Origin of the sequence: Pseudomonas sp. Lb2C2, assembly GCF_052112205.1 — a bacterium.
Taxonomy (GTDB): Bacteria; Pseudomonadota; Gammaproteobacteria; order Pseudomonadales; family Pseudomonadaceae; genus Aquipseudomonas; species Aquipseudomonas kilonensis.
This window is the reverse complement of sequence record NZ_JAUTYW010000004.1, coordinates 715595-731007: the sequence shown is the minus strand read 5'-3', so window position 1 is coordinate 731007 and position 15413 is coordinate 715595. Positions and strand designations below refer to the sequence as shown.

The window sequence follows — 15413 nt, the reverse complement described above, 5'->3', positions numbered from 1 at the left end:
ATCATGTCCCTGCCTACTGTAAAAGTCGCCGCCGCCCACGCCGCGTCCGTGTATATGAACAAGGCCGCCTGCGTAGACAAGGCCTGTTCCTTCATCGCCGAAGCGGCCGCCAATGGCGCCGAACTGGTGGTGTTTCCGGAGTCCTTCATCCCAGGTTTTCCGGTCTGGGCGGCGCTGTGGGCGCCCATCTATAACCATGATTGGTTCAAGCTGATGGTCGAGAACAGCGTGATGATTGACGGCCCGGAGATCACCGCCATCCGCTCCGCCGCACGGCGCCATGGCATCCTCGTTTCCTTGGGGTTCAGTGAAGCGACGCCGGCCAGTGTCGGCTGCATCTGGAACTCGAACGTACTGATCAGCGAACAAGGCACCGTGCTCAACCACCATCGCAAACTGGTGCCTACCTTCTATGAAAAGATGGTGTGGGCGCCCGGCGATGGTCACGGCCTGCGTGTGTCCGATACCCGCATCGGCAAAATAGGCACCCTGATCTGTGGCGAAAACACCAACCCCCTGGCCAAGTACAGCTTGGCGGCGCAAGGCGAGCAGATCCACATCTCCGCCTGGCCGGCGATCTGGCCGACGCGCAAACCCGGCGGCCAGAATTTCGACAACCTCGCGGCCAACAGAATTCGCGCAGGGGCGCAGTGCTTTGAAGCCAAGGTATTCGGCATCTTGAATGCAGGCTTAATGGATGACTCGATGCTCGACATGCTCTCGGCCAGCAGTGATGAGCAAGCCATCGAAGTGCTGCGCAACAGTCCACGTGCCGCTACGCAATTTCTCGACCCGGCGGGGGCCTCCATTGGCGACCTGTTGCAGAACGAGGAAGGCCTGGCTTACGCCACTTTCGATTTGAACGAATGCGTGGAGCCGAAGCAGTTTCATGACATCGCCGGTTATTACAATCGCTTCGACGTATTTGACTTGACGATAGACCGGCGCCGGATTACCCCTGCCACCTTCAACGACCCTGTGGACTCTAACTGCAACCGGGAATTACAGGCGTTGCCTGAGCTGGACTGATTGCTGGAAAACGCAATGAGCTTCTGCTGAAGGCCGGTGTGGCAGTTGTGGGGCAGACAGTATGCACTGCCTATTCGCCACTATCGAGAAAGGCAGTAGGAATGGCTTATCCTTCAGCCAGCTGAAACCGCAGGGTATGGGGATAGCCCTCCTGATTGGTGCCTCAAGGTATCCAGTATTCGAGCGTTAAAATCCATTGCCGGAGCAACATCGTGGCCCTGCGACTCACCTTGTTGGTTCATGCCCGTGCAGCATCTGCACGCTCGGGCAGCTTTTCTAGTGACGAGCCCCTCGAAATGGATGGGCCTATGGATGGATTCACTGGACGGTAGGGGGAGAGTCATCGCGATCACCCAGCGGACTGACCACCAAAATACACCTCGCCTGCGACACCCATGGCTTCCCGCTGGCCATCATGCTCTCACCCGGCGAGAACGTTATTGAGCGACTGTTCAGTTGGCCCAAAGAAAAACGTCGGATCTGTACGCGTTACGACAAACTGGCCAGCAGCTTTAAAGCCATGGCCACACTGGCCTGCATCGAGAGATGCTTGCGGACTGACTTTTCAGACAAACCCTAAGGGCCCTTATCGCATCCGGCAGATCGCGTTCTGCTGTTTCAAAAAGGTCTGCGACCGGAATCTGAATATTCTTCCATCCGTGAGGCGGTTGGGTACACGTTAGCCCAGGAGCTGAAGTGGACTGGGCCAGTCGATCCCAAGCGATTAATTACACACTGGATGGATCACTTCCCGAGCGCTGCGGTTGAGATGCCAGGCGCTAGCGCGATGGTTCAAGCGCTTCATCGCAAGGGTATTGCCATGGGCGTCATCTCCAACGGCGCCGAGCATTCGCGACGGCGGACTTTGGCGGCACTACCTTTCGGCGAAACCATTGAAACGATGATTTGCTCTGAGGCGTGCTGCATTGCGAAACCGGCGCCTGAGATATTCCATCCGTGGCCAGCGAGCATAACGCCAGCGGAGCGTTCCATTAAAACATTGGAAGGACTCCTGGACATGCTTACAACCTAGCAGCGGTCCACCGCTTACATCCGGTGATGCTCCAGCAAAAAATCCACAAACAACCGCACCCGCGCCGGCATTGCCGAGCCACCTACGAACACCGCATGAATCGGTTCCTGGTCGCCGGGGTTCCAGGCTTCCAGCAGCGGTATCAGGTCGCCGCGTTGCAGGTCCTCGCTCACGCTGAACTCGCCGATACGCGCAATGCCAGCCCCTACTCGCGCGAGTTGTGCCAGCGCTTCACCACTGCTGCATTCGATGTTGCCGCTGACCTTCAGGGAGAACTCTCGTCCGTCGCGGATGAACGGCCAGTTGGGTTCGGCACGTCGGAAGTTGAAGCGTAGGCAGTTGTGCCGGAGCAGGTCTTCCGGTTCCTCGGGGGTGCCGTGGCGCCGCAGATAGTCGGGCGATGCCACCACTACCTGGCCGGTGTCGCCGATCCTGCGCGCGGTCAGCGGGCTGTCGGGTAGATGACCAAAGCGTACCGCCACGTCGGCCTGGCCGCCGAGGATGTCGACCACTTCGTCGCCGAGGGTGAGGTCGACGACGATGTTCGGGTAACGGGCGCTGAACGCTGCAACCAAGGGAACGATGGCCAGCCGCCCATGGCCAAGGGCGGCGCTGACCCGCAAGCGGCCCCTGGGTACGCCCTGGTCGGCGATGGCTTCTTCGACCTCGGCCATGTCGGCCAGGATTCGCCGGGCGCCGCGCAGGAACGCCTCGCCCTCGGCGGTGAAGGTGATCGCTCGAGTGGTGCGCAGCAGCAGGCGGGTGCCAAGGCGTTGTTCGGTACGCGCGATGATCCGACTGACCGCCGAGGGTGTCAGCCCCAGTGCACGCGCGGCGGCTGAAAGGCTGCCTTCTTGCGCCACGGTGGCGAACACGCTCATTTCACCTGACCTGCCGTTAAAGTCCATTTGTGCCTCTTACGCAAAGGTGATTGCCAAAAATGCTATCTACCGCCTGAAAAAGTTGGATCGTAGCATTGGCGGCATAGATAAGGAGCCTTCCATGCGTATCAATCCACCACTTGTCGCACTCGCCATTGGTGCCTTTGGCATCGGCGTTACCGAGTTCGCCCCCATGGGCATGTTGCCGGGCATCGCTGCGGATCTCGGCGTTTCCATTCCCGCTGCGGGTCTGTTGGTCAGCGCTTACGCCCTGGGCGTGCTGCTTGGCGCGCCGCTGATGACCCTGACCACCGGCAGGATTCCCCGGCGCTATCTGCTGATCGGGCTCATGGCGATTTTCACCCTGGGTAATCTGATGTCAGCCTTGGCGACCGATTACTACAGCCTCATGGTCGCCAGGGTAGTGACCTCACTGAACCACGGTGCGTTCTTTGGCGTTGGCTCGATCGTCGCCGCCAGCGTGGTCGCCCCAGAGAAGCGTGCCGGGGCGGTCGCGGCCATGTTCATGGGCCTGACCCTGGCGACCATCGGCGGTGTGCCGCTGGCCGCCTGGTTTGGCGAACTGTTCGGCTGGCGCACCGCTTTCTGGGGGATTACCGGCCTCGGCGTGGCGACCATGGCCGCCTTGTGGTTCGCCCTGCCCAACCTGCCGGCACCGCAAAGCGCCGGTGTACTGGCCGAAATTCGGGTACTGGGCCGTGGTCCGGTGCTGGGGGCGTTGGCCCTGACCGTCGTCGGCTCGGGTGCCATGTTTACCGTCTTCACCTACATCGCGCCGATCCTCAGCAGCGAGACCCACGCGTCCACCGCCTACATCACGGCCATGCTGGTGCTGTTCGGTGTGGGATTGACGCTGGGCAACATGTGGGGCGGCAAGGCCGCCGACCGCTCGATAGACCGCACCCTGATCGTTTCGCTGAGCGTGCTGATTCTCGTCTTGCTGGCGTTCACCGTACTGATGCGTTGGCCGCTGCCGGCCGCCGTTGCGATCCTGATATGGGGTATCGCCAGCTTCGCCCTGGTGCCGCCGCTACAGATGCGCGTCATGGAAGCGGCCAAGGACGCGCCCAACCTGGCCTCGGCGGTGAACATTGGTGCCTTTAATCTCGGCAACGCGATTGGTGCGGCGCTCGGGGGGGCGGTGATCAATGCAGGGTTGGGGTATCCGGCGATTTCCCTGGCCGGGGCGGCAATGGCCGGGTTGGGGCTGCTGATGGTGTTGGCTTTTGCCTGGCGATCCAGAGCGATTGCGGCTGCGGTGGTGTGAGGGGGCTGTTTAGTCGGCATTGAGGAGGACAGTGAAAAGGTGACGGATCTATTCATAAATAAATCTGAGCGTCTTCTTTTTTCGGAGAACCGCAGATATTCGCTGACCTATCAACGCACGAGCGCTGCCGATATCTTGGATAGCCTTGGTCAGGATCACGCCGTTACCCCATCTAATTCACGAAGCATTCGGCTGGCCTTGCAAGGCCAGCCGAATGCTTCCTTATTTCATCGGCGCACAAAGAAAAGTATCAGCACTTGAGCCATATTCCAAAATATCTGCACGACTAAGTTTGCTCCAACCAGCAAGTGGATAGCTCTCTATATTCAAGTCGCGCAACCTGACAATGATGCCGCCTTGATAGTTTCTTCTATCAAGAATGGCAGGGAAAGCAAAGCTGGATATTTTAGAATGGAGCCACTCTATAGCAGCATTAGACATTGACTCATCAGAAAGCGCTTCTAGATAGTCCTTATTACAGATATCGTCGCGGCTACCGCCATGAAGCCAAACTCTTGTCCGATCAAACGCATCTGCGCGGAATGGATCATATGGGCCGTTATCGGGCTTAAAAGGAACAAAGAAAAATTGCTCCGAAAGGGCTTCTTGGTAAGAGCTTTCCACGACCTCAGCCATCATTTCACACTTATCTTGAGTATATCCAAGCTCCATAAGCCTAGACATTGTGCGCGACTTGGAAAATAACGCGACCTTGGCTATGCCATGTTCACCTTTTGATAATTCGTCAAAATGAGCAGCGTGCGCAGCCAAGGTTTTAAAACCAAGCCCGCATGCTAATGATTCCTTGAGATGGTTCAAATTTACCGAATTCGCCTTTCGTGCATCCTGAACGGATGTATAAAAAGGGATTTCAGAAACGATGACAGAATTAAACATATTCATCTCCACGCTGACTTAAAATGTGAGCAATTACAAAGTCAGCATTAATGAATATGCTGTTTTTTCTAAGACCGGATGCAAGCGCTCACGTACTTGATGGTTGGCTGCCGTGCATTGAAAATATTACCTGCCGGCTAAAAAATCAAGCAGCGCTTCGTTCAAACGACTCAGGGTGTCAGTCATAGGAAACTCTCGACAAAGCAGAGCCCTCGGCCCCACTGGGCATTGAAGCCCTACCCTCCACGCATCAGCGCCCCCAACCCCAACAAGCTTTATCCCACAAACAAACCCTGTAATACTTAATGCGAATCACTCTCACAAGCATTAGTAATTCAGGACCTTCTCATGTCGACTCGCACCACCCCGCCGCGTCACTTCACTCCTGCCCGCAATCTTCTGGCCATGGCCATCTGTATAGCCACCCTCGCCCCCGCCTACGCCGATGGCAACAGCACCACCCCACCCGCCACCCTGGAACTAGACGCTACCGAGGTCTCCGGCAGTGGCCAACTGGGCAGCACCACGGAAGGCACCGAGTCCTACACCACCGGCGCGATGTCGACCGCAACCAAACTCCCGCTGACGATGCGTGAAACCCCGCAAGCCGTCACCGTCATTACGCGCCAGCGCATGGATGACCAGGCGATGACCGACATCAACGACGTGGTCAAGGCGACGCCCGGTTTGTTCCTGGACTTTTCCTCTGGTCCTGGCCGGCAGACCTACAAGGCACGCGGTTTTGAAATCGACAACTTGATGTATGACGGCATCCCGAGTGGCTACGACGGCGTTAACGTCGGTTCCCAGCCTAACTTGGCGATGTTCGATCGGGTCGAGGTGGTGCGCGGTGCCACCGGCCTGGTGACGGGTGCAGGCAACCCTTCGGCCGCCATCAACCTGATCCGCAAGCGGCCATTGGCCGAGCAGAAAGTCACCCTGACCGGTGCCGCCGGCAGTTGGGACGACTACCGTGGCGAGGTCGATGCCTCCAGCCCCCTCAACGACAGTGGCACGCTGCGCGGCCGGGTCGTGACCTCTTACCAGGACGCCAACAGCTTCATCGACAATGTCGAGGAGGATCATGGCCTGTTCTATGCGGTCACCGAAGCGGACCTGAGCGAAGACACCACCCTGACCCTGGGGGTTTCCCATCAGAAGGACAAGACCAATTACTTCTGGGGATCTTCGATGATCGGCCAGGACGGCCATCATCTGGACCTGCCACGTTCCTACAATCCGGGGACGGATTGGGAGAACAAGGATCAGGAGATCAACACCGTATTCGCCGAAGTCCGTCATCGCCTGGCCAATGACTGGAACCTTCAGGTCAACGCCAACTACTCCGAACAGAACGCGTTGTTCTCCGGCTCTTATCAATCGCGCTGGGACAACAACACCCTGGCCCGCACGGTTTACCAGGCCGACTTCGATGAAAACCAGGCCGGCGTAGACGCCTTTGCCAGCGGGCCCTTCGAGGCGTTCGGACGCAGCCATGAACTGGTGGTGGGCGCCAGCAAGCGCATCAACGACACTACCATCCACAATTACAGCCCGTACGACACCAACTGGCCGTTCAATGCGGGTAAACCGGACTTCGTCCACACCGACAACCAGCGCGACGTGACCACTCAAGATGGCGTCTACCTCACCACACGCCTGAGCCTGGCCGACCCGTTGAAGCTGATCCTCGGCGGGCGCCTGGACTGGTACGACTATGATAACCGTGATGGCGAAGGCGACTACAAGGTCACCCGTAACCTCACCCGTTACGCTGGCTTGATCTACGACCTGGACGACCATCACTCGATCTACGTCAGCTACAGCGACATCTTCACGCCGCAGAGCTCCAAGGATACTTCCGGTAGCCCGGTCAAGCCGATCGTTGGCAAGAACTACGAGGTCGGCATCAAGGGCGAATATTTTGATGGCGCGCTGAATGCGAGCGTGGCGCTGTTCCGCGTCGATCAAGAGAACCGCGCGGTGAAGATACCCCCGGCAGACTGCCCACAGGCAGAATGCTACGAAGCCTCCGGCGAGATTCGCAGCCAGGGTATCGACTTCGAGTTGCAAGGCGCCTTGACCGAAAACTGGCAAGTCGGCGGTGGCTACACCTACGCGCGCACCCACACCATCAAGGATGCCGCCAACCCACAGAACGTAAACAAGCAGTTCGACCCCGACACACCGGAGCATCTGTTCAAGCTGACCACCAGCTACCACTTCCAGGGCCCGCTGGAAAAACTGCGCGTGGGCGGCAACGTCTCCTGGCAGAGCCGCATGTACAACGACATCCCGCTGGCTGATGGCAGCAAATACCGCCTCGAACAGGGCAGCTACGCGATCACCGACCTGATGGCCGGCTACCGGGTCAGCCAGAACCTGGACTTGCAGGTCAACGCCAACAACATCTTCGACCGCCGGTACTACTCGACCATCGCCAACTCCGTGAGCTATGGCGGTGATGCCTACGGCAACCCGCGCAATATGATGCTGACCGCCAAATACAGTTTCTAGAAAGCAGAAAAAAGGGGACGTAACTTGGAGCGTCCCCTTTCAACCCAAAGCAATGCACTTGCGCCCATCCTCATGGTCTACCGCAAGCCGCAAATGGCACCACCTGCATACATCTGCGCTAGAGAGACCATCACATGAAGATGGCTGCCATTTTTGTACTCACCTGGATTGACTTCACCTCAGCGGGCGCATTTGCCGGTGATCGGAACCAGGACTATCGAGAGGCAAACAGGCGCCACTGGGAACAACAGCGCGAAAGGGATAGAGCAGAAGACAGGAAACACCGCGAGCGCCAACAAGAGAGGGAGCGCGAAGAACGCAAGCATTATGAAGAAATGGAACGGGAAGAGGCCAGGCGTAGGGCGGAGTACTATCAGGAGCGATAGAAAGCCTCCCCTCAGGGTCAAACCACAATTTGATAACCATGGCCTGACCCTGATTTTGTGCCGATTTTGTGACCCCGATTTTTATTATCCGCCTGCCTCGCCCCCCGAAATCAGTCGGTACGCCTTTTCCTCGCACAGCTATCACAATTCCTACAAAAGCGTGGGAATCCCTCACCTTGTACGCCAGCGTCGGTGAAACCTATAGTCGTTCCCGTCGCCCAAAATGGCGATCAGGTTTGACGACCTGCGGATCCGATCAGCCCATTACTCTGGTCGGAGCAACCCCATGGAAAGATACGCTCATCACCAGCATCGACTGCACCCCCACTTCACTGCTTATCGATACTCAAACCCCAAGCGAGTAGTGGCTACTGCCAGCCAGGGCGACACCATCAGCTTCATGACCGATGAAAGACACCCTTTACCTGCATTCAACCTCGCACCTATCAAAAGTAGCCATATGGCTACAAATGGGACTATGATCAATAAGAAAATAAACGAGATCCACCAGACGTCCTATTTTGAGGATTGGCTCGACAGTGTGAAGGATGCTCAAGGGAAATCGGCCATCTTGGCCCGTCTGGATCGCGCCGCAGACGGCAACTTTGGTGATTGCGAACCGGTTGGAGATGGGGTGAGCGAAATGCGTGGTTTTATTGGACCGGGGTACAGAATTTACTTTGTGCGCTCGGGGATCGCAGAGTACTTGATGCTCAGTGGAAGCGATAAAGCAGATCAAAAACGAGGTATTAAGAGAGCCAAAGCGATCCTTGATGCCCTGAGAGGTAAATGACATGAGCGATAAATTCAACCCTGAGGATATGCCGGTCCTTAGCCTTAACACTACGGGTACGACTCGTTATGAGGCTTCGCGTTTTCTCGATAGCCCGGAAGCTATAGCGGCTTACCTGGCTGAAAGTATGAAAGCCAATGATACGGAGAGTCTTATTCATGCTCTGGCCGAAGTCGCAAAAGCCAAAGGTGTCAATAAAGTCGCCAAGGATGCCGGGGTCAATCGTGAAAGTCTCTATAAGGTGTTGAAATCCGGTGCAAAAACGCGATTTGAAACCATCAGGAAACTGATGACCGCAATCGGTGTAGAACTCACCGTACAACCGATTGCGACATTAGCGGTGGCTTCCAAAGCTGCTGCTCCAAGGGCTGGCAAACCATCGGTAGCTACGACCAAACCTACCGCGAAATCCGCTGCGAAAAAACCTGTCGTAGCCGCGGCTAAACCAGGCGCAAAACATGCTGCGAGAAAGTCAAAAGCCGCTGCGCAGCCGTAAATCGCCACTGGCTTCGTAGATTCTAGGCAAACAGGAATTGGCCAAGCTTTACGCCATGCTGCGAAGCTCCTGACGCGAACGTCCGCTAAGCTCTCACCGCTCAACCGCCCCCTCATACCGCCGCTGAATCCGCTCCAACTCCCCCGAACGCCGCAACTTCTCCAACGCACTGGCCCACGCCGCCACCACTTCATCGTCACTGTCAGGGCTGAAGGCGATGTACAGCGATGAGCGATACAGCTCGATAGGGATCCGTCGCAAGGTGCCCGGCGCGATGTTCAACTGGCGGCTGTAGTAAGCCACCCCCGCGTCGGTGTCGCCGATGATGATGTTGGTGCGCCCGGCGAGCAGCATGCGGTAGAGCAGCTTGCTCTCGGTGGCGCTTTTGTCCAGGTTGTTGAAGCCCAGCGACTGCAGCCTCTGGGGCACCAGGCCGGCGTGGCGCGTAGTGATCTGGGGGGCGTTCAGCAGTTGTTCCAAGGTGTCCAGTGGGGGCGTATTGGCCAGTTGATAGGGGTGGATGGACTCTTCCACGATCGGGCCGACCCATTTGTACAACGGCTCGCGCTCCGGCGTGCGAAACATGGAGTACATGATGGTCTTGGGCCGGTTCCTCAGTATCTGGCTCGCTCGCATACTCGGCTGCAACAGCAGCTCGAAGTCATCCCCGGTGAGCGCCATGATGGCCCGGACGATCTCGGTGGTCATGCCGGTGAGCTGGTTGTTTTCCTGGTAGTTGTACGGAGCCCACTCTTCGGTGACGACTTGATACTCTCCGGCCCCGGCATCAACCGTGCCGAGCAATAGGCAGAGCAGCGCTGCAGCCGGTGTCGAATGTCTCACGTGTTCTCCCGCCGGATTGTTCGGTGTTTGTGCATGGGTGGGCCTGATTCAAGGGGCAAGGTAAGCATAGCCCCAAACACACGCCCAACAGTTGACGCAGTCCACATTCCGCCCCTTAGCAACCCCCAGGCCTTGGTGTACGATCAGCGCGAACCGGATATCGGCCAGCGTACGCGGCGCTTCCCTTTCGCCCTCCTCCCTATGATCCAGACCACATGAATCCGATCGACCCATTGTCGTTTCAACGCATCCTCACCGCCCATGGCGATTTCGAAGGCGCGACGTATTTTGACGCTGAGGAAAGCCTCGCCCATGAGGTGTTTGCTGACCGCATCGTGTTCCAGACCAACTACCTGGATTACCGCAGCTATGAGGTCGATCTCGCCGAGGGCTGCGTACGGGTGCACAAGACGCGGCTGGATAACTACCTGCGCGGCCATAAGGCCCAGGTGATCGATGACGACATGGACGACGAGGATTGGGCCGAGCTGGGCAGTCTGTGGCAACGCTTGAGCCACGACCTGGACACCCAGGGACAAGGGCCGCAGCCGGATTTGACCGATACCCTGGCCGATCTGTTTGATTGCCTGTTCGACGAGGCGCGCGCGCAAGCGCTCATTCAAAACATGCCGGCACCTACCGGGCAGTGGGATTGGGCTTGGACGCAGGTCGAGTCCGCGCTCACCGAAGCCAATCAGTTGGCGGGGTTCGAATGGAAGGAGTGGTCGTCCTACGGGATCGATGCCGTCAATGCCCTCGCCCCGCTGCGGCAGTTGGGCATTGAAATCCCTGCGCCTGAGCGTAAAGCCATCGATGCAATCAACCGCGCCAACGATTGGGAACGCGCACTGCTGCAGTATTTCAACGCCCAGCTGGAGGCCCATGACTTGAAGTTGTTGGCCATCGGCACGCACTTCGATGAATACCAGGCCTTCGCCTGCCTGCCCATGAACGGTCTGGGCCTGGTCAACGCCCTGGAGATCATGGGCAAGCTGGGCATCGTCTACAAATATTAAGCGACCGACGCCACACACTTTCGGTCCGCTTTTACAAGCCCATAAAGGGCGCCCCCTCCTTTGAGCCTCGAAGTGACGACATGACAAACTGTGAGCAATGCGGGTCCCTCCTCCCTTACGACACCGCTGCTTGCCCGCGATGCGCCGGGGAATTTCGGCACACGGTAGAGGCACACGCGCCAAGGTCCCAGCCATCGAAAGGGCAGAAAATCCTGAAATGGGTGCTGATCGGCATTGTGGTTGCGGTGCTGGCAGCTGTGGCAGCAGTCATGTGGATCCTGCACTCGCTGGGGCCGATGCCTTCTTTTGGTTGATGACTGGTTCACCGCAACCGAAGCGAAACGCAGCTATCCGATTTCCCCATAGTTGCTATCGATGCCAGCGCCGTTCTCGTCCTCGGCCTCTCTCTCTAATCTGCCCACCAACGCGATCGATGACGATCGCCGCAGATCAAACCGACCTTATGGAGAGAGAAACGATGAACACCGTCAACCGCACCCTCGCTGTCGCCACCCTGGCATTGGCCACCCTCAGCGCCGAGGCCGCGTCGCCTGTCCAGGCCGCTGCCAGTGCGTCTGCTGTCGGCAGCGTGGTCCAGTCCGCCAGCTACATCACCACCAAGGATGGCGTGCAGCTGTATTACAAGGACTGGGGCCCGCGCGATGGCCAGGTCGTGACCTTCAGCCACGGCTGGCCGCTGGACTCCGACAGTTGGGAAGGCCAGATGATGTTCCTCGCCTCGAAGGGTTATCGCGTGGTGGCTCATGACCGTCGCGGCCACGGTCGCTCCAGCCAGCCTTGGGAAGGCAACGACATGGATCACTACGCCGATGACCTGGCGGCGGTGATTGAAGCGCTGGACCTGAAGAATGTCACCCTGGTGGGCTTCTCGACAGGGGGCGGTGAAGTGGCTCGCTACATCGGCCGTCACGGCACAGCTCGAGTGAAGAAAGCCGTGCTGGTGTCCTCTGTTCCGCCGTTGATGCTCAAGACAGACACCAACCCCGGTGGCTTGCCTATCGAGGTGTTCGATGGCCTGCGCAAGGCATCCCTGGAGAACCGCTCGCAGCTGTACCTGGACATTGCCTCGGGCCCGTTCTACGGCTACAACCGCAAGGGCGCCAAGCCATCCCAAGGGCTGATCCAGTCGTTCTGGGTGCAGGGCATGCAAGGTGGCAGCAAGAATACCTATGACTCGATCGCGGCATTCTCGGCGACCGACTTCCGCGGCGATTTGAAGAAGTTCGATGTGCCGACACTGGTGATCCATGGCGATGACGACCAGATCGTGCCTATCGACGCTTCAGGCCGGGCCTCGGCGGCGCTGATCAAGGGCGCTCGACTGATCGTCTACCCTGGCGCGCCGCACGGCTTGACCGAGACGCACAAGGATCGCCTCAATCAGGATCTGCTGACCTTCCTCAAGGAATAAAAGCCCAGATCCCTTGTGGGAGCGAGCTTGCTCGCGATGGCGGTAGATCAGCCTGACTCAATGCTGAATCTGCCGACGCCTTCGCGAGCAAGCTCGCTCCCACAGTTGTTCTAGGATGGATCTCGGGTTCAATGCCGCAACAACTTACGCAATGGAATCTCGTCCTTGCGCACCGGTGACTTGATGACGATGTAGCTGAAGTACTTGGAGATGCCGATGTTCTTGTCCAGCAGGCTTTCCATCACGTCCTGATAGTCCTGGATGCTGCGGGTCATGAAGCGCACCAGGTAGTCGTAGCCGCCGCTGATCAGGTGGCATTCAAGTACTTCATCCACCAGGCGGATGTTGGATTCGAACTTGGCGAAGTCCTCACGCTTGTGGTCGCTGAGGGTGACTTCGGTGAAGACCGTCACCGAGTCGGTAATCTTGGCCAGGTTCAGATGGGCCTTGTAGCTGGAAATGTACCCCAACGACTCCAGTCGTTTGACCCGTTGCAGGCACGGGCTGGCGGACAAGCCCACGGCATCGGCCAGGCTGACGTTGGTCATGCGGCCATCTTTTTGAAGCTCTACCAAAATGCTGATGTCGATCCGGTCCAGTTTCGCTAAACCTTCCATCGCATACCTCTTGCCTGCCATTTGTAAGACAATCTTCTAACAAAATCAGCGTCGTAAGGACAGCTGATGCTGAGCGACCAGATCAGCCATGCTGTTGATGCAGTAGTCCGCCGCACAGGGCGCGGGAGACATATCGGCGTTGCGGCAGATCAGGCAGACAGCTCCAACCGACCGTGGGTGGGCGCCGGGACGGGTCACCTGGAGAATCGTCTCGGCGCTCAGGCCATTGGCCGCCAACCAATCGTGATCCTGCAACGGGTCGCTCGCCAGCGAAATAAAATCATCAGGCTCGATGCCCAGGCGCTCGCACAACACGCCCCGGTCCTCGGCATCGCGATCCCCCTGCACCAACAACCGATAGAACTTGCGCAGGTAGAGCATCGCACCCGGCGCATCCTCGAACAGCGTCCAACCGGCAGCCGAGCGGGCGAAGCTCATGCCCTCCTCCCAACTGACCTTGAGCTTCCAGCGCTCGGCCAATTGACGGTGGGCGAAACACAGCAAGCCGCTGAAGCCCAATTCGCCGAAACGCGGGTACAAGGTTTGCAGCACCTCGTCAAAATCGGCGAGCACCTGTGCTTTGTCCAACGGCTCGCCATGGTTTTCCAGCAGCGGCTGCAACGCCGCCCAGACGCCGGAGTCCCGATCCACCAGGACCTCATCGCAGTCGATCAACAACGCCCGATATTCAGTCAGCCTCATCTGTAAAGCCTCCGATGATGTCCCATCGATCAACGCTCCATTAATCGCCACTGACGCTTGCCCAGGCAAACATCATGAACGCAGGCATCAGCCGAGGACGCGTGCCAAGGCGCCGTCGAGAATCTGCAACGCTTCGTCGATCTGCGCTTCACTGGTAACCAGCGGCGCCAGGAAGCGCAAGACGTTGCGGTACACCCCGCACTTGATCACCAGCAAACCACCGGCCCGAGCTTCGTCGATCAGCCGTTGGTTGAGGTCGGCGTCCGGGGTGCGTGCCTCGTCATGCTTGATCAGTTCGATCGCCAGCATGAAACCGCTGCCGCGCACGTCGCCGATCTGCGGGTAACGAGTTTGCAGATGCAGCAGGCCCTGGCGCAGGCGCTTACCCAGAACTTCACCACGGGCCAGCAGTTGTTCTTGCTCGTACGCCTCGATCACCGCCAGCGCCGCCGCGCACGACAGCGCATTACCGCCGTACGTACCGCCCAGGCCACCCGGCAGTGGGGCGTCCATGATCTCGGCCTTGCCGACGACACCCGACAACGGCAAGCCACCGGCGAGGCTCTTGGCGACCGTGACCAGGTCCGGCTGGATGCCGGCGTGCTGGAAACCGAACCATTTACCGGTGCGACCGAAACCGGTCTGGATTTCATCGAGAATCAACACAATGCCATGCTTTTGCGTCAATGCGCGCAGGCCCTGCAAAAACTCGGCGGGGGCCGACAGGAAACCGCCATCGCCCTGCACCGGCTCGATGATGATCGCCGCGACCCGCTCAGGGGCCACTTGGGTGGCCAGCAGCTCGTCCAGTGCCTGGAGCGCCATCGCGCTGGTGACGCCGCGATAGGCATTCGGATACGGCGTGTGGAAGACCTCCGGGGCGAACGGACCGAAGTTCTGCTTATACGGCTGGCTCATGCCAGTCAACGTGGTGCCGAGCAAGGTCCGGCCATGGAACCCGCCGCGAAAGGCAATCACGGCCGAGCGGTTGGTGTGGGCCCGGGCGATCTTCACCGCGTTTTCCACCGCTTCGGCACCCGAGGTGAAAAATGCGGCTTTATAGGCATGCTGGCCGCCGATCATTTCGCACAGGCGCTGGGCCAGGTCCAGGTAAGGCTTGTAGGCCACGACCTGGAAGCAGGCATGGGAGATCTTCTGCAACTGGGCCTGCACGGCCGCGACGACCTTGGGGTGATTGTGGCCGATGTTCAACACACCGATGCCGCCGACGAAGTCCAGGTAGCGCTTGCCGTCCACGTCCCATAATTCCGAGCCCTGGGCCCGATCGATCACCAGCGGGTGCGCGGTGACCAGGCCACGTGGCACGAATTGATCACGCTGACGGAGCAAACTTGGGGTTTCTTCGACTTTACTGTTCATTGGCATTTCCCATCGTGAGCCTCGCACCCAGGAAGCGGCTGCGGTGTGTTCACAGGTTAAGCGTTCGACGCGATTGTCTAAGCCGAACTTGGTCGTTGAGAAA

Annotated in this window: 15 protein-coding genes; 9 read left to right on the top strand and 6 right to left on the bottom strand. The window is 58.5% G+C overall.

Going from position 1 to position 15413, the window contains the following annotated elements; genetic code table 11:
* The first annotated feature begins 3 nt into the window (after positions 1-3).
* Both Q7F16_RS15300 and Q7F16_RS15295 read left to right on the top strand, forming a co-directional pair.
* A complete protein-coding gene (locus Q7F16_RS15300) occupies positions 4-1029 on the top strand; it encodes a carbon-nitrogen hydrolase family protein (protein WP_409557146.1) in 1026 nt (341 codons plus the stop codon).
* Positions 1030-1639: 610 nt separating this feature from the next.
* Complete coding sequence (locus tag Q7F16_RS15295; protein ID WP_409557465.1) at positions 1640-2062, top strand: HAD family hydrolase; 423 nt, start codon at positions 1640-1642, stop codon at positions 2060-2062.
* A gap of 14 nt (positions 2063-2076) precedes the next feature.
* Here Q7F16_RS15295 and Q7F16_RS15290 read toward each other — a convergent pair whose 3' ends face one another.
* Positions 2077-2970 carry a LysR family transcriptional regulator gene (locus Q7F16_RS15290; protein ID WP_409557147.1) on the bottom strand — a complete coding sequence of 298 codons (894 nt, stop codon included), beginning with the start codon at positions 2968-2970 and terminating at the stop codon, positions 2077-2079.
* A 94-nt stretch (positions 2971-3064) separates the two neighbouring features.
* Between Q7F16_RS15290 and Q7F16_RS15285 the strand changes: the two genes are divergently transcribed.
* The gene (locus Q7F16_RS15285; protein ID WP_046064192.1) at positions 3065-4231 is read left to right on the top strand and encodes an MFS transporter; all 1167 of its coding nucleotides are present in this window, start codon (positions 3065-3067) and stop codon (positions 4229-4231) included.
* Positions 4232-4453: 222 nt separating this feature from the next.
* Here Q7F16_RS15285 and Q7F16_RS15280 read toward each other — a convergent pair whose 3' ends face one another.
* Entirely contained in the window at positions 4454-5128 is a 675-nt protein-coding gene (locus Q7F16_RS15280; protein ID WP_046064191.1) for a hypothetical protein, read from the bottom strand.
* Between the two features lie 348 nt (positions 5129-5476).
* Between Q7F16_RS15280 and Q7F16_RS15275 the strand changes: the two genes are divergently transcribed.
* The 4 genes from Q7F16_RS15275 to Q7F16_RS15260 all read left to right on the top strand — a co-directional run bounded on the left by Q7F16_RS15275 (position 5477) and on the right by Q7F16_RS15260 (position 9320).
* Complete coding sequence (locus tag Q7F16_RS15275) at positions 5477-7645, top strand: TonB-dependent siderophore receptor (protein ID WP_409557148.1); 2169 nt, start codon at positions 5477-5479, stop codon at positions 7643-7645.
* Between the two features lie 134 nt (positions 7646-7779).
* The gene (locus Q7F16_RS15270; RefSeq protein ID WP_046064189.1) at positions 7780-8031 is read left to right on the top strand and encodes a hypothetical protein; all 252 of its coding nucleotides are present in this window, start codon (positions 7780-7782) and stop codon (positions 8029-8031) included.
* Positions 8032-8509: 478 nt separating this feature from the next.
* On the top strand, positions 8510-8824 hold the full coding sequence (locus Q7F16_RS15265; RefSeq protein WP_409557180.1) for a type II toxin-antitoxin system RelE/ParE family toxin: 315 nt from the start codon (positions 8510-8512) through the stop codon (positions 8822-8824).
* 1 nt (position 8825) lies between these two features.
* Entirely contained in the window at positions 8826-9320 is a 495-nt protein-coding gene (locus Q7F16_RS15260) for an addiction module antidote protein (RefSeq protein ID WP_409557149.1), read from the top strand.
* 93 nt (positions 9321-9413) lie between these two features.
* Here Q7F16_RS15260 and Q7F16_RS15255 read toward each other — a convergent pair whose 3' ends face one another.
* Positions 9414-10163, bottom strand: coding sequence for a substrate-binding periplasmic protein (locus Q7F16_RS15255; protein WP_409557150.1), 750 nt, complete (start codon positions 10161-10163; stop codon positions 9414-9416).
* Between the two features lie 215 nt (positions 10164-10378).
* Here Q7F16_RS15255 and Q7F16_RS15250 point away from each other — a divergent pair, with 215 nt between their 5' ends.
* A complete protein-coding gene (locus tag Q7F16_RS15250) occupies positions 10379-11179 on the top strand; it encodes a DUF6630 family protein (RefSeq protein WP_409557151.1) in 801 nt (266 codons plus the stop codon).
* Positions 11180-11657: 478 nt separating this feature from the next.
* Positions 11658-12611, top strand: a complete 954-nt coding sequence (locus tag Q7F16_RS15245) for an alpha/beta fold hydrolase (RefSeq protein ID WP_409557152.1) — start codon at positions 11658-11660, stop codon at positions 12609-12611.
* 128 nt (positions 12612-12739) lie between these two features.
* Here the strand turns inward: Q7F16_RS15245 and Q7F16_RS15240 are convergent, their stop codons facing one another.
* From Q7F16_RS15240 to gabT, 3 genes are all read right to left on the bottom strand, one after another.
* On the bottom strand, positions 12740-13228 hold the full coding sequence (locus Q7F16_RS15240; protein WP_003203167.1) for an Lrp/AsnC family transcriptional regulator: 489 nt from the start codon (positions 13226-13228) through the stop codon (positions 12740-12742).
* A 45-nt stretch (positions 13229-13273) separates the two neighbouring features.
* Positions 13274-13930 (bottom strand): 2-haloalkanoic acid dehalogenase, encoded by a 657-nt coding sequence (locus tag Q7F16_RS15235; protein ID WP_409557153.1) that lies wholly within the window; start codon positions 13928-13930, stop codon positions 13274-13276.
* 87 nt (positions 13931-14017) lie between these two features.
* Positions 14018-15310 carry a 4-aminobutyrate--2-oxoglutarate transaminase gene (gabT, locus tag Q7F16_RS15230; RefSeq protein WP_046064184.1) on the bottom strand — a complete coding sequence of 431 codons (1293 nt, stop codon included), beginning with the start codon at positions 15308-15310 and terminating at the stop codon, positions 14018-14020.
* Positions 15311-15413: the final 103 nt, after the last annotated feature.

Coding starts and splice junctions, on each gene's coding strand:
- Q7F16_RS15300 (WP_409557146.1), top strand. CDS start 4: ATGTCCCTGCCTACTGTAAAAGTCGCCGCCGCCCACGCCGCGTCCGTG.
- Q7F16_RS15290 (WP_409557147.1), bottom strand. CDS start 2,970: ATGGACTTTAACGGCAGGTCAGGTGAAATGAGCGTGTTCGCCACCGTG.
- Q7F16_RS15285 (WP_046064192.1), top strand. CDS start 3,065: ATGCGTATCAATCCACCACTTGTCGCACTCGCCATTGGTGCCTTTGGC.
- Q7F16_RS15280 (WP_046064191.1), bottom strand. CDS start 5,128: ATGTTTAATTCTGTCATCGTTTCTGAAATCCCTTTTTATACATCCGTT.
- Q7F16_RS15275 (WP_409557148.1), top strand. CDS start 5,477: ATGTCGACTCGCACCACCCCGCCGCGTCACTTCACTCCTGCCCGCAAT.
- Q7F16_RS15270 (WP_046064189.1), top strand. CDS start 7,780: ATGAAGATGGCTGCCATTTTTGTACTCACCTGGATTGACTTCACCTCA.
- Q7F16_RS15265 (WP_409557180.1), top strand. CDS start 8,510: ATGATCAATAAGAAAATAAACGAGATCCACCAGACGTCCTATTTTGAG.
- Q7F16_RS15260 (WP_409557149.1), top strand. CDS start 8,826: ATGAGCGATAAATTCAACCCTGAGGATATGCCGGTCCTTAGCCTTAAC.
- Q7F16_RS15250 (WP_409557151.1), top strand. CDS start 10,379: ATGAATCCGATCGACCCATTGTCGTTTCAACGCATCCTCACCGCCCAT.
- Q7F16_RS15245 (WP_409557152.1), top strand. CDS start 11,658: ATGAACACCGTCAACCGCACCCTCGCTGTCGCCACCCTGGCATTGGCC.
- Q7F16_RS15240 (WP_003203167.1), bottom strand. CDS start 13,228: ATGGAAGGTTTAGCGAAACTGGACCGGATCGACATCAGCATTTTGGTA.
- Q7F16_RS15235 (WP_409557153.1), bottom strand. CDS start 13,930: ATGAGGCTGACTGAATATCGGGCGTTGTTGATCGACTGCGATGAGGTC.
- gabT (WP_046064184.1), bottom strand. CDS start 15,310: ATGAACAGTAAAGTCGAAGAAACCCCAAGTTTGCTCCGTCAGCGTGAT.